The sequence below is a fragment of the Bartonella sp. PS7NMGDW genome (assembly GCF_042193585.1).
GTDB classification, from domain to species: Bacteria; Pseudomonadota; Alphaproteobacteria; order Rhizobiales; family Rhizobiaceae; genus Bartonella; species Bartonella grahamii.
The window spans coordinates 121607-135515 of record NZ_JBHILX010000001.1; the positions used below are offsets into that span (position 1 = coordinate 121607).

Here is a 13909-nt window from a genome sequence, read left to right on the forward strand (position 1 = left end):
AAAAAATGGTCGTTGTGGGGAGGGGAACACCACAACGACCCTGTCGCTACATCGTACCTCAGCTATCATAGGAGGAGCAAAATGAAAGCTATTAATCCTGTAACAGCAAAGAAAAGCTCTAGGTACTTAATATAAAGTGCAACGACTTCATGTGTTATGAAAAGAAAAAATGGCTTTTTAGAGGCAAAATGAAAAAATAAAAATAAAAGTGAAAAAAAATATATACAGGTAATTTGTTTTTTAGCTGAAATGGAGAAATAGAATTGTCATGAAAGCAACAGATCATCTTTTTTTGGTTGACGGATCAGGCTATGTTTTTCGTGCTTATTATGCTTTGCCGCCTTTAAAACGTAAAAAGGATGGACTTCCTGTAGGAGCAGTAGCTGGTTTTTGCAATATGTTATGGAAATTACTTTGTGATGCTCGTAATACAGCTACTGGTATTGTTCCAACACATTTTGCTGTTATTTTTGATTATTCATCTGATACTTTTCGGAAACAAATTTATCCTGAATATAAAGCGAATCGCGCTGAACCTCCTGAAGATCTAATTCCTCAATTTGCGCTAATACGCCAAGCAACGAAGGCTTTTAATTTGCCTTGTATTGAAAAGGAAGGCTTTGAAGCGGATGATTTGATTGCTACCTATGCAAAATTGGCAACAAAGGTTGGGGCAAAAACAACCATTATTTCTTCTGATAAGGATCTTATGCAACTCGTAAATACGCATGTATCTTTGTATGATGGAATGAAAGACAAACATATAGGTATCTCAGAAGTTGTAGAAAAATGGGGTGTTGCGCCTGAAAAAATGATTGATTTACAAGCATTAATTGGAGATTCAACAGATAATGTACCAGGTATTCCAGGTATTGGTCCCAAAACTGCAGCTCAGTTGTTAGATCAGTTTGATTCTCTTGATCTTTTATTGCAAAACGTAACAGAAATTAAACAAACAAAACGACGCGAAAACATTCAAGCTTATAGAGAACAAGTTAAAATTTCTCGTGAACTTGTTAGGCTTAAAACAGATGTTCCTATAGATAATGATTTAGATGATTTTGTTTTGGAGCCACAAGATGGTCCACGTTTAATTGCTTTTTTGAAAGCGATGGAATTTTCAACATTAACGCGTCGCGTGGCAGAGGCAACGTCATGCGATGCAGCTGTTATTGATGCCCTTGATATAGATGTTGAATGGGAAAAACTGAGCCACAGGCATGATTCTGATATCAATAATACTGAGCGCGCATCTCTTCATAATTTTTCTGAAAATTCTCCACAAGTTTTTGCACAAAAACGTAAAGATCAAGCGCTGACTCAAAAAATTACAAGAGATGCTTATACAACAATTCTTGATGAGGAAATTTTAAAAGATTGGTTATCACAAACACAAGAGCAGGGTTTTTTCGCTTTTAATACTGAAACAACATCTCTTGATCCGATGCAAGCAAAGCTTGTTGGTTTTTCACTCGCATTACAGCCAGAAAAAGCAGCTTATATACCTCTTGAACATTTTGATGAAGGAGAAGAGGACCTTTTGAGGGGCGGGCGCATTGCCTCGCAGATTGAGACCCGAAAAGCTTTAGCACTTTTAAAACCGATATTAGAAGATTCATCGGTGTTAAAAATTGGCCAGAATATAAAATATGATTGGTTGGTGATGAAGCAATACGACATTATGATAAGCTCTTTTGATGATACCATGCTTTTATCATATGCTTTTGATGCTGGAACATTAACCCATAATATGGATGATTTATCTGAACGTTGGCTTGAGCATAAACCAATTTCCTATAAAGATTTAACGCATAACGGAAAAAAAATTACTTCTTTTGCACAAGTAGATTTAAAACAAGCAACCCTTTATGCGGCGGAACATGCTGATATAACGCTACGCCTTTGGCAAGTATTAAAACCGCAACTTGTTGCTCGTGGAATGACAAAAATTTATGAGCGTCTTGATCGACCCCTTGTAGAAGTTCTTGCAAAAATGGAAGAACGTGGGATTCTTATTGATCGGCAGATTTTATTGCGTCTTTCAGGAGAATTGGCACAAGCTGCTTTGATTTTAGAAGAGGAAATTTACAAACAAGCTGATGAAAAGTTTAATCTTTCTTCGCCAAAGCAATTAGGGGATATCCTTTTTGGCAAAATGGGATTACCTGGAGGCGCTAAAACTAAGGGTGGACAATGGTCAACTTCTGCACAGACCTTAGAAGAGTTGGCTGCTGAAGGTCATGTTTTGCCGCGTAAAATTATTGAGTGGCGTCAACTTGCAAAGCTAAAATCTACCTATACAGATGCCTTGCCTTCTTATATTTTTTCAAAAACAGGGCGAGTTCACACGAATTATTCTTTGGCAATAACATCAACAGGGCGGTTATCATCATCAGAGCCAAATTTGCAAAATATTCCAGTGCGGACTGCTGAAGGGCGTAAAATTCGAACAGCTTTTATTGCTCCCAAAGGACATGTGTTACTTTCTGCTGATTATAGTCAGATTGAATTGCGCATTCTTGCACATATTGCGGATATAAAAGCATTAAAAGAAGCTTTTGCTAAAGGGCATGATATTCACGCTATAACGGCATCACAAATGTTTGGCGTTGCGATAGAAGGAATGCATTCAGATATACGACGGCGTGCAAAAGCGATTAATTTTGGTATTATTTATGGTATTTCAGCTTTTGGATTAGCCAATCAATTGGGAATTTCACGCCAAGAAGCGGGTCGTTATATTCAACTGTATTTTGAAAGATTTCCAGGAATTAAAGATTATATGGAGAAGACCAAAATCTTTGCACGTGAAAATGGTTATGTAGAAACAATTTTTGGACGTCGTATCCATTATCCAGAAATAAAAGCAAAGAATGTAAAAATTCGTTCTCTTAATGAGCGAGCAGCTATCAATGCTCCAATTCAAGGTTCTGCAGCTGATATTATTCGCCGCGCTATGATACATATGGAAGATGCTTTAAAAGAAGAAAAACTATCAGCAAAAATGTTGCTGCAAGTGCATGATGAACTGATTTTTGAAGTAACAGAAGAAGAAAGTAAAAGAACCATGGCTGTTGTTAAAAATGTTATGGAAAATGCTACAATGCCGGTTTTATCTTTATCTGTACCGCTTGAAGTAAAAGTCATGACGGCTCAAAATTGGGATGAAGCACATTAATTTTTTTATTTATTTTTAAGAATGTTGATTGCGTTGGAAAGATTAAGATAGGCTTTGATAGGCAAATGATCTGAAGCAATGCGTGCAAGCGGTGAATGATGATTTTCAATACTTGTTACCAATTGGTGTGGAAAAGAAAAAACTCTATCAAGGGCTAAAAAAGGAAAGCGAGAGGGAAAACTTGGTACAACTTCAAAAGTGCTATCAAAATAGGGGAAAAAATGATTTAAAGATGAGCCTTTTCCCATCCGCCATTCATTAAAATCTCCTATGAGGAGTGTAGGCATAAGGGAGCGTTTTTGGAAAATTTCAAGGAGCATTTTTGTTTGTTGTTTACGAGAGTAACGTAATAAGCCAAAATGAGCCGCAATAATACGAATAGGGCCTGCTGCCATTTCCAACTCTACAATTACAGCCCCACGTGGTTCAATACCAGGAAGAGTGACTTGTAAAGTATCACGTACATATCCCTTTCGCAAAAAGAGAGCATTCCCATGCCAACCATGTCCATGAGGTGACATAGTATTAAGAGGTACAGGAATCAAACCGGTTTCAGCTTTTAATAGCTGAAGATTAATCAAACCGATGCGTTCTCCAAAACGTCTATCTGCTTCTTGAAGAGCAAGGATATCAACTTGTAATTCAGTAATAACACGGACAATTCTTGTAGGATTAAAAATTTTATCAACACCTACACATTTATGCACATTATAGGAAGCAACGGTCAGATCATAATTACTATTTTTATTGATGATGTTTGATTGATGATGAGAACGGCTGTGAATTGCATTTAAAAAGGAGCTATGGAGTTTTTGTTGGATAAAACCGGTAAACCAAGGAAATTTTTGCTTATAGGGTATTTTTGTCATTTTGCGAAAAGAATAGTCCCTAAGAAACAAAGGGTAAAGACTTACACTAAAAACAAAAGAACCTTGTCTCTTTTAGAAACAAGGTTCTTTAATTAAGTTATGATTTTTGCAATCAATCACGGTTTGAGCCAAGAAATTGTAGCAAGAAGACAAACATATTGATGAAATCAAGATAAAGATTCAACGCGCCCATAATAACTTTACGTCCTCTGGTGTCGCTTTCATCTCCTTCATAATACATCAACTTAATGCTTTGGGTATCGTAGGCTGTCAAACCAGCAAAGATAAAAACACCAATTACAGAGATAGCAAATTGCAAAGCGCTTGATCCAAGAAAAATGTTCACAATCATGGAAAGAAACAAGCCGATCAATCCGATGAATAGGAATGAACCGATTGCTGTGAGATCACGCTTTGTTGTGTATCCATAAAGTGAAAGAGCTCCAAAAGTTGCGGCGGAAATGACAAAGGTTTGCACAACACTTTCTGTCGTATAGCGCAAAACGATTGAAGACAGTGAAAGACCAACCAGAGCAGCATAACCAAAAAAGAGGCTACGAGCAGCGTTTGTACTCAATGTATTAATTTTAAAACTGAGGAATAAAACTGCTATGAGTGGTGCAAACATAACAATGTAAGAGAATGGCGATGTATAAAATGTTACTCCAAATGATGTTAGATAAACACTGCTATTGATCTGAGCTGCTGCTTGGCCCATATCCGTTGTCGTTGCTAATGATACAATTGCATAAGCGGCAGCAGCTGTAATAAGCAAACCAATGGCCATTGTATTGTAGACACCCAACATATAGTCGCGTAATCCCTGATCAATTGATGCATCGGCATGAGAAGCAGGTGCCGAACGTAAATCTTTAAAATTAGCCATAATATAAAATCCTTTAGCATATGTTCCGTCAGGTACAGGGCTTTAAAAGTATCTCTGTCATTATACAGATAAGCTTGGCATAAGCTTTAATTTGGCAAATACAAAAAACCCTTAAGAATCACTGACAGAATTCCAGTATACCTACTCTTATTATGGCGATTTATTTAAAAATTACAAGAGATTTATATAAGCAAGGAACCTTACAAATTGGTAAGGAAATGGTTCATTTTAATAAAAAATGTTTCCATTTTTCGCCATATTTTTACAAGATAATAAAGACTACACTCAAAAATTTTTATTATTCACAGAAACTATGTAATACAATCCTTTATAAAATATCCACTATTTTTGCGTTTATGAGAAGAGCGGCAACTATCATAACGCTATTTTTCAATCTTCAATATTGCACCTGTTTTGCACGGTTAGAAGAGCTATTGAATTGGATTTATATAACATATTGAGATATAATGATAAACTGTCTTTTTGTATGCTAGATAATATTCCGAATATCGTAAGATTCTCTGGTTGCAAATCTGTTTATATTACATAAATCAAGATTATTGACTTGCTTGTGTCTTGCAAGAGACATGGTTTTAATAAATTCAGCATGAACAGATTTCAAATAAAAGAGATTTAGGCTATTAAGGGCTTTTATTCAATATGAAAAACGGTAATTTATATTTATAATCAATAGGTTGATTTAAGAAGACACCATTGAAGATAGTTGAAAAAATGTTTTTTATTAAACAATATATAAACCAAAAAAGGAGAGTTTTTTAACGAAGCGCTTAAGAAGGGCTCTGTAAAAAACAATACCTGTAAAAACTAAAAACATATGAAAAGCAAATGTTCTAAGCAAATAATAGAACTTTAAATGCTGTAAAATATTTTCTCTCTGAATTTGATAGAGGACATATGGATAAAAAATATTGATTTCTATTTGAGTTCATTTCTTTTGCATTGACCAAGTGTAGAAGTGTAAAGTTGAAAAATAAGATTTTATAATCTTATGAAAAGAAACACGAAAAACAATTAGCTGCAAGAATTATCCAAGAAAAATCAATTTATAATCAGGCTTATGATGGTCAATGATCTCTGTTTTCTAAGACAATGAGCATATCAATGAGAAGATGTATTGTTAGAATGATTTTTTGCTTTCATCCAAGCGCGCAATTCTTCAATAAGGATGGCAATAACACCGAGAGTGATAAAACTATCTGCAAGGTTGAAAATAGCAAAATAAAAAATATCATCAATATGAAAGAGTATATAATCAGTGACATGATGAAAGCGAATACGATCAATGAGATTGCCAATTGCTCCCCCAATAATAAGGATAAGGCCAAAGCGCATTAAAGACTTATTATATTCAGTATTTTTCCATAGCCATAGAAGGAAGATAATCACAATGATTGTGATGGCGATGATTACCCAGTGAGAAAAGGAAGAAAAAAACGAAAATGCAATGCCAGAATTACGCACATGATAAAGGGAAAGAAAAGGAATAAGCGAAATTTCTGTTCCTAAAGGCATATTGTGCATAACCCAGTATTTGACAGCTTGATCAAGTAGTACTGTAAAAGCCAAACCCAAGAGAAGAAAAGGGAGTGATTTAGGCGTCATATTTTTCCTCACATGGTTCCAGTATTAAATAGGGGCGACGGATTTCATAAAGCATAACAGCTGTTGCTACAGCTAGATTAAGCGAGTCTGCGCGTCCGCTTTGTGGAATACGCGCAAGTTTATCACACCGATTTGTAAGAAGATCTGATAATCCCTGTTTTTCATTCCCCATTAAAAGGATAATAGGGCCATTTTTGAAATCAAGTGTGCGATAATCCAGAGATCCTTTGAGATGTGTTCCAACGATCATACCTTTAAAGTGAGCAGACCAGTTTAAAAAGGCGCTTTCATCAAGACGATAAAGTGGCACAGAGAAAATAGATCCCATGGTTGCACGGACCGTTTCAGGCGAGAAAGGGTCTGTTGTTTCGCCAATTAAAATAACACCTTTAGCACCTACAGCATCAGCAGTTCGAATAATGGTACCAAGATTTCCAGGATCACGTACACGATCAAGCGCGATGTAAACATCTTTAATCTGTCCTTTTATCATTTCAAGAGAGTGCCATTTTTGCTTGAAAATACCAATAACTGTTTGTGGATTATCGCGTCGGGTAAGTGATTCCATAACCTTTTGTGAGGCTTTAATAACAAAACCACCGTTGGCTACAGCATGTGCGGCAGTATTTTCGATAGCAGCATTACCGATTTTACTTTTAGAAAAAATAAGCGTCTGTATTGTCCAGCCGAGATTGAGAGCATCAATGACCAATTTCAATCCTTCTGCCATGAAAAGACCTTCTCTATTACGGTTTTTCTTTTGGCTAAGTGCTTTAAGATCTTTTATGATGGGGTTGCTAAGAGAGGTAATTTCTTTCACTCTACCAGTTTTGGGTCTACACATATTCAAGCAATCCAACGGCTAAAAAGAGAAGTAGAAAGAGCACGTCCTGCAACTTCTTCACGCAAAATGAGTTCTCCTGATTCGACCGTACCACCAAGATTTACAAATGCATCACGCATTAAAGCATGAAGTGCAAAGAAGGAAGCACGAATAGAATAAGCTGTAAGGACAACAGAGAGCGGTTTATCAGAGAGAAGTTTACGACAATTTGTGATCATAGCGGGTAAATGATCAAACAGTTGCCAAATTTCACCATGGGGTCCACGCCCATAAGCAGGGGGATCAAGAAGAATCATATCATAGCTTTTCTTACGACGCAGTTCACGCTCGACAAATTTCATAGCATCATCGCAAATCCAGCGAATAGAATGATCTGGTAATCCTGCTTTTTCTTGATTAGCTTTTGCCCACGCAATGGCTTTTTTAGAAGCATCAACATGGGTAACATTCGCACCCGCTCGTGCCCCAATCAAAGAGGCAATACCTGTATAGCCAAAAAGATTCAACAATTTTATAGGACGTTCGGCTTTAACAATTTGTTTTTCCATAGAGCGCCAATGGGCATCTTGTTCAGGAAAAACCCCCACATGACGAAAGGAAGTAAAACGGCCTAGAAAAGGCAATCCATTCCAAGAAAGAGTCCATGTTTCATCAAGTGGCTTTTTAGGAAAATGCCAACGACCAACCCCTTCTTCATCACGGTTTCCTGTGAAAATAGCATCAACATCAGCCCATTGTTTTTGTGGTAAAGCGGGTTTCCATAGTGCTTGACCTTCTGGTCGAATAATGCGGTAAGCTCCATAACGTTCTAATTTTTGTCCATGACCAGAATCAATGAGAGCATAGTTTTCACTTACACCTGTTTCTAAAATAAGGGGCAACTTTTCCTGCGGATATCTATTGTTATGGGAGGAGGATTGAAAGCATTGTGCGGGCATGTTTTGTATCACGGTATATGAGGTATGAAAATATATTATAAAGTTCTTAAGTGTTTCGTAAAAGTGCAAAAGAGCTAAAGCCAATTAAAATATGTATAAAAAAGAAAAGAGCACCTTTAACTCTGTACTGAATATAAAATACAGAGAGAAGAGAAAAGATTTAATTAAAATACCATTACACCAGATTTGTGATAGACGTTTTCAATTTCTCTATCTCGGCGTTACTTTTTTTGAGAGCTTTTTTGTATTTGTGATAGGAAAACCAACTGATCAGATTCCCTAATAAAATACCAAAACCAAAGAAAATAAAGAGCCATATAAAGAGGGGAGCATGATAAGTAAAACTTTCAGAATCTGCTCGAAAAGGATCAAGGGTTAACGGAACCATTTGACGATTAGCAACGATAAAAACAATCAAAAAAGCTGCAAGAATCACACCGATACTTGTTAGAAGAATACGTTTAATTATCATAAGTTTCTCACTGATTAAGACGGTCGCGTAAATCCTTGCCAGTTTTAAAAAAAGGAATCCACTTTTCTTCAACAGAAACAGCTTCACCTGTTCGTGGATTACGTCCATTACGGGCTGAACGGCTTTTTACAGAAAAAGCTCCAAATCCACGAAGTTCAACACGATTGCCATTTGCAAGTGCTGTTGAAATTTCCTCAAAAATAGCGTTTACAATATTCTCCACATCCCGTTGAAAAAGATGCGGGTTATGACGAGCGATAATTTGCACAAGCTCTGATTTTACCACAATAGCCTCACTTTCACACAAAAATTTTTTTGTAATTGTGCACTTCATACATATTACAATATATAAACGGATAAAAGCAAAATAAAACGAAGAAAAAACAAATTGCAAGAAACAAAATTTGAAAATACCTTCTATAAAGGTTATACAGATTAAAAATGCGGAGTATTTAAGAGATTAGGAGAGTATGTCCGTACACAATCATTATGAAGCCTTTTCGACGCAATCATCTTTCGGAGATGTTTTTAAAAAAGCATCCCGTCATTCGCGTCGCGTTAGCATATTAAAATTTTTTTTACCTCTCTTAGCGTTGATTTCAGCGCTGGTTTTTTGTTGGTTTACGTTTTTCTTGGTTCCCGTTACTTCTGATTCTATGCCTTTGAATAATGAAGAAAGTGGCGTGGTGAATTTGACGATGCTCAATCCAAAGTTAGAAGGGTATACGCGTGCTCATGAACCTTATTGGCTTAAAGCAGAAAAGGCATTTCAAGACCATACACACTCTGGAATGATTGGATTACAAAACATTACAGCTAAAGCATTTATGGGTCAACAAAGACAGGTTTTTCTTGCAGCACAAGGGGGGGTTTACGATAATATTAATGGTTTTTTACAGTTGGACAAGCCATTCACCATTACGACGAATGATGGGATGATGGCACAATTTATGTCAGCGAGTATTAATTTATCCGAGGGACAGTTAAAAACAGACCAACGTGTTAATATTCAGCAAGCCGGTTTGCATCTTGCCGCAAATGCATTACAAATTCGAGAAAAAGGAAAAAACATGTATTTCCATGGTGGTGTGCATTTAGTGCTTCAAAAGCAATGACGTAATATCAATTTGAATCTTCAAAGGATATTTATAAAGAGAAGTATGTGTATATACAAACAGAAGAATTGAAATAATGAAATCGTACAAAAGATGGATAGGTGTGACGTTAGCTTTTAGCATGGGAATGTTAGGAGGAGGAGCAATTTTAGGATATGCTGAAGTGGCTCATTTTGGAATAAGTTTATCAAGCGACAAAGAACCGGTAGAACTTCATGCAGATTCTTTGGAAATACGTGATAAAGAAGGGATAGCGCTTTTTAAAGGTGATGTTTCAGTGGTGCAAGGTGAACGTCTTTTAAGAACGGCAAAATTAGTTGTTTACTACGATAAAGCACATAAAGAAATTGATAAAAACAAGGAAGATACAAAGGCATCATCTGTTTCTTTATTTGGTTCGTCGAGTATACAAAAAATGGAAGCTTTAGGAAAAGTTTATATAAAAATTGCTACGCAAATTGCTACGGGTGATAAAGGCGTTTTTGATGGAAAGTCAAAAATAATGAGTTTGACAGGGAGTCATGTTGTGTTAACTGATGGTGACAATGTGGCCACGGGGTGCAAACTAACGGCAAATATGGAAAGCGGAAAGGCTTTTTTAGAAGGTTGTGAGACGCCTAAGAAAAAAGGTCGTGTTTCTATTATTTTAAAACAAAATCAAAAGAATGGCCATTAAGATTTCATGTTTGGAATCAAAAGAAAAAGACAGACCGATAGGTATAATCTTGAAAGTGAAGCTTCAAAAAATCCCTTAAAAGGGACCTTGATTGCCAGTAACTTGATTAAAATTTATCGAGGAAGACGAACTGTTAATGGTGTTTCTTTTGGCATTCGTACGGGAGAAGCCGTTGGCATTTTAGGTCCTAATGGGGCAGGTAAAACAACTTGTTTTTATATGGTTATGGGGCTCATAAAATCTGATGGAGGATCCATTAAAATTGATGGATTTGATATTACACATCTTCCGATGTATCGACGTGCACGTTTAGGTATTGGATATCTTCCACAGGAGGCTTCGATTTTTCGTGGTCTTTCAGTAGAAAATAACATTAAAGCTGTTTTAGAGGTCGTTGAAAAAGATCGCCTTAAACAACGTGAAGAATTAGATAGCCTTTTACATGAATTTAAAATTGATCATTTGCGTAAAATGTCTGCACTTTCGTTATCTGGAGGCGAACGTCGGCGACTTGAAATTGCGCGCGCTTTAGCTTCTCGTCCCCATTTTATGTTACTTGATGAACCATTTGCAGGAATTGATCCTATCGCTATTTTCGATATTCAACAACTTATTCGTCATTTAACTAGGCGTGGTATTGGTGTTTTAATAACGGATCATAATGTGCGTGAGACATTAGGGCTTGTCGATCGCGCTTATATTATTCATACAGGGCGGGTGTTAGTTCATGGTTGTCCTAATGATATTATCAACAACGTTGATGTACGCAGAATTTATTTGGGAAATCAATTTTCTCTTTGATTTTACAGCTTTCACGAGTTTCCATTTAAATTTAACCAAACATTATTACTGAAAATCTCCTTATTTATGCCAAAACTTCTTTTATGACTATAACCTTAATGTTGTTATTGAGCGGTGAAAAAGGCTTCATCATTAGAGGTTAATTTGTTGTTTTATAAGTTTAGCTTGCTCATGATTGTATTATAGAAAGATATCACTAGATTAACTTGATAATGAGTGATAAACGAAGCTCTTAATAAATGCGTGCATTATTGAAAGGTAAAAGATATTTATCATATTTTTTTCTGTCGAATCAAATAATATATCGATGATGCTGTTTTAGGTATTTTGATGGGAGCACCGGTTATATATTGCGGTTATTCAATAGGAGTTGTCGTATTTTATTGGTTTATATGGCCTATTTGAAAATAGGAGCTGGGCTACAGATATCAGGATAAATCTATAAATCTTTTAAACTAATCATTAAATCTCTAAAAACCTTTATATTCTTGTTATAAGGCGATGTTCAAGCTATACAATAATTTTCAAAGTAAAGGTCCATTTTGCTCAGTATGCTTTTCATCTTAATTTAAGGGCTCATTTTTAAAGAAAGAAAAACTCTGATGGCGAATTATACATCAACTCTTATGACAAGTTTAATAAATTTATGAATAATGACCTTTTCTAGAGTCGTAAGGAAATTAACTTTATGAACAACTTCATTTCTTTGGTTTCTCATGCCGTTAATGATGATCCGAATACTATTTATTGTTGTGATAGAAGTGATATGAGATGTATTGAGCCATCATCCATTATAAATTGAAAAGTAAAAACACATGCGATGTTGCGAAAAGTGAAAGAACATTAAGTATCTATACTGTTTATAGGTTTATTGATGAGCATTTTAGCGTGTAAGAGGAAAATTAAAGTATGAATTTGAGTGAGTTAATAGCACCGGAAGCGATCATTCCGGCTCTTAAGGCTAATTCGAAAAAACAGGTTCTGCAAATTTTAGCCGAAAAAGCTTCCAAGCTAACAGGTCTTAGTGAGCATGTGATTTTTGATGTTGTTTTACAGCGCGAGAAGCTTGGTTCAACGGGTTTGGGCGGAGGTATTGCAATTCCTCATGGAAAATTACCTGATATTAATCGGATCATTGGTATATTTGCACGTCTTGAAAGTCCTGTTGATTTTGAAGCTCTCGATGACGAACCTATAGATCTCGTTTTTCTCCTTTTAGCACCTGAAAATGCTGGTGCGGATCACTTAAAAGCTTTATCACAGATCGCACGTGTTTTGCGTCACACTGATGTTGTGCAAAAGTTGCGCAATACGCATAATGCTAATGCGCTTTATGCTTTACTGATTCAAACTTCAGAATCAAATGCAGCTTAGAAGATATTATGAGTGCATAAGTTGCAAGGTATACACCACGGAACGTAGAAAATAATATAATTTTTATCTTAAAAGACTGATAGCAAAAGGTTATGTCATGCAATTTATGAGAAATCGTTTCTAAGCGAACTTTCTTTTTAAAGAGCAAGTAACAAAACGAAGTACTTGTTTTTTCTTGTTCTTGTATATTAAAGCATCTAAACATTATGCTTCATGGATTCTTTTATCCTGTTATACTGTAAAAAGCCATCATTTGAGGTGTGGAGAGATAAATCCTTTAAGTCTTCTTAATATATTAAGTGCTTTTAGAGTGCGTGGTAAATATTCTTAAGCAGGACTTGTCTGTAGAGCCTTTAGTTAAGTGAATCACATGAGTAGGAAGACAAGAGTAGACTGCTCGACAAGAATCCAAACTTTTTCAGTCCAGATTGGATTAAGAATCTTCGTCCTTTGAAAGCGGGAAAGAAATCAACAGAAAAGTTTATTTATGCATCGAATTTTTCGTAAGTTGAGTTTGAGTGTTTAGGGATAATATTTTAATGCTCAAGAAAAAATAAGAGTGTATGCTCAGTATAGCAAGATATTGATTTATAAATATAATTAACTATTTTGCATGTTGGATGAGAGATGCGAATACTGTAAGATTCTCTCACTTCAAACCTGCTTATGTTGAATCAATCAAAACCATTTTCTTGCATGTTGTAAACGGAATTAGCGTGTGGATAAAAACTGTACAAGAAAGGGGTAAAAATGAAAGTTATAGCTTTAGGTTGGGTGAAACAGCTTTGTGCATGGGAAGATTTATTAAGATCCACTTTAATTGATTAAAATGTTGTTAAAAAATGATAAGGTTAGAATTGCTGTAGAAAAGGTTTTATATTTTTGTTGATAAATTACTTAGAAATAAGAGAAGGAAACTTTTCAAAAGAATTCTTAGGAAGTTTTTTATAACAGAAAGGAAAATGTCGTCTAACATATTAAAATAATATGATTAAGCTATTATAAGCTACTAAAATCATTTTAGAAATTAATAATTGGAGATAAAATATATAGGGAAATAAGATCAAAAGAAACAAAGTGGTATGTGATTATTGAGATAGAATCTGAATTCTTTATGTTTTATTATTAATATC

At 35.5% G+C, this 13909-nt stretch carries 12 protein-coding genes; 5 read left to right on the forward strand and 7 right to left on the reverse strand.

Going from position 1 to position 13909, the window contains the following annotated elements; genetic code table 11:
- The first annotated feature begins 268 nt into the window (after window positions 1–268).
- Window positions 269–3178 carry a DNA polymerase I gene (gene polA / locus ACFIKJ_RS00530; RefSeq protein WP_375648192.1) on the forward strand — a complete coding sequence of 970 codons (2910 nt, stop codon included), beginning with the start codon at window positions 269–271 and terminating at the stop codon, window positions 3176–3178.
- A 5-nt stretch (window positions 3179–3183) separates the two neighbouring features.
- Here polA and ACFIKJ_RS00535 read toward each other — a convergent pair whose 3' ends face one another.
- The 7 genes from ACFIKJ_RS00535 to ihfB form a co-directional block, all read right to left on the reverse strand.
- Window positions 3184–4047, reverse strand: coding sequence for an endonuclease/exonuclease/phosphatase family protein (locus ACFIKJ_RS00535; RefSeq protein WP_375625513.1), 864 nt, complete (start codon window positions 4045–4047; stop codon window positions 3184–3186).
- A 112-nt stretch (window positions 4048–4159) separates the two neighbouring features.
- Window positions 4160–4933, reverse strand: a complete 774-nt coding sequence (locus tag ACFIKJ_RS00540; protein WP_375626129.1) for a Bax inhibitor-1/YccA family protein — start codon at window positions 4931–4933, stop codon at window positions 4160–4162.
- Window positions 4934–6052: 1119 nt separating this feature from the next.
- The gene (gene lspA, locus ACFIKJ_RS00545; RefSeq protein WP_375626131.1) at window positions 6053–6556 is read right to left on the reverse strand and encodes a signal peptidase II; all 504 of its coding nucleotides are present in this window, start codon (window positions 6554–6556) and stop codon (window positions 6053–6055) included.
- Window positions 6546–7400, reverse strand: coding sequence for a TrmH family RNA methyltransferase (locus ACFIKJ_RS00550; RefSeq protein WP_375625510.1), 855 nt, complete (start codon window positions 7398–7400; stop codon window positions 6546–6548). Before ACFIKJ_RS00550 ends, lspA begins: the two co-directional genes overlap by 11 nt.
- Window positions 7401–7402: 2 nt before the next feature.
- Window positions 7403–8338 (reverse strand): class I SAM-dependent methyltransferase, encoded by a 936-nt coding sequence (locus ACFIKJ_RS00555; protein ID WP_375625509.1) that lies wholly within the window; start codon window positions 8336–8338, stop codon window positions 7403–7405.
- Window positions 8339–8513: 175 nt separating this feature from the next.
- Entirely contained in the window at window positions 8514–8810 is a 297-nt protein-coding gene (locus ACFIKJ_RS00560; RefSeq protein ID WP_375626136.1) for a LapA family protein, read from the reverse strand.
- Between the two features lie 7 nt (window positions 8811–8817).
- Window positions 8818–9096, reverse strand: a complete 279-nt coding sequence (gene ihfB, locus ACFIKJ_RS00565; RefSeq protein ID WP_012754445.1) for an integration host factor subunit beta — start codon at window positions 9094–9096, stop codon at window positions 8818–8820.
- A 184-nt stretch (window positions 9097–9280) separates the two neighbouring features.
- Here ihfB and lptC point away from each other — a divergent pair, with 184 nt between their 5' ends.
- The 4 genes from lptC (at window position 9281) to ptsN (ending at window position 12776) form a co-directional block, all read left to right on the forward strand.
- Window positions 9281–9925: an LPS export ABC transporter periplasmic protein LptC gene (gene lptC / locus ACFIKJ_RS00570; RefSeq protein WP_375626138.1), complete on the forward strand. Its 645-nt coding sequence runs from the start codon at window positions 9281–9283 to the stop codon at window positions 9923–9925.
- 76 nt (window positions 9926–10001) lie between these two features.
- A complete protein-coding gene (locus ACFIKJ_RS00575) occupies window positions 10002–10601 on the forward strand; it encodes an LptA/OstA family protein (RefSeq protein ID WP_375626140.1) in 600 nt (199 codons plus the stop codon).
- Between the two features lie 6 nt (window positions 10602–10607).
- A complete protein-coding gene (lptB, locus tag ACFIKJ_RS00580) occupies window positions 10608–11402 on the forward strand; it encodes an LPS export ABC transporter ATP-binding protein (protein WP_375626142.1) in 795 nt (264 codons plus the stop codon).
- 909 nt (window positions 11403–12311) lie between these two features.
- Window positions 12312–12776 (forward strand): PTS IIA-like nitrogen regulatory protein PtsN, encoded by a 465-nt coding sequence (gene ptsN / locus ACFIKJ_RS00585; RefSeq protein WP_012754449.1) that lies wholly within the window; start codon window positions 12312–12314, stop codon window positions 12774–12776.
- Window positions 12777–13909: the final 1133 nt, after the last annotated feature.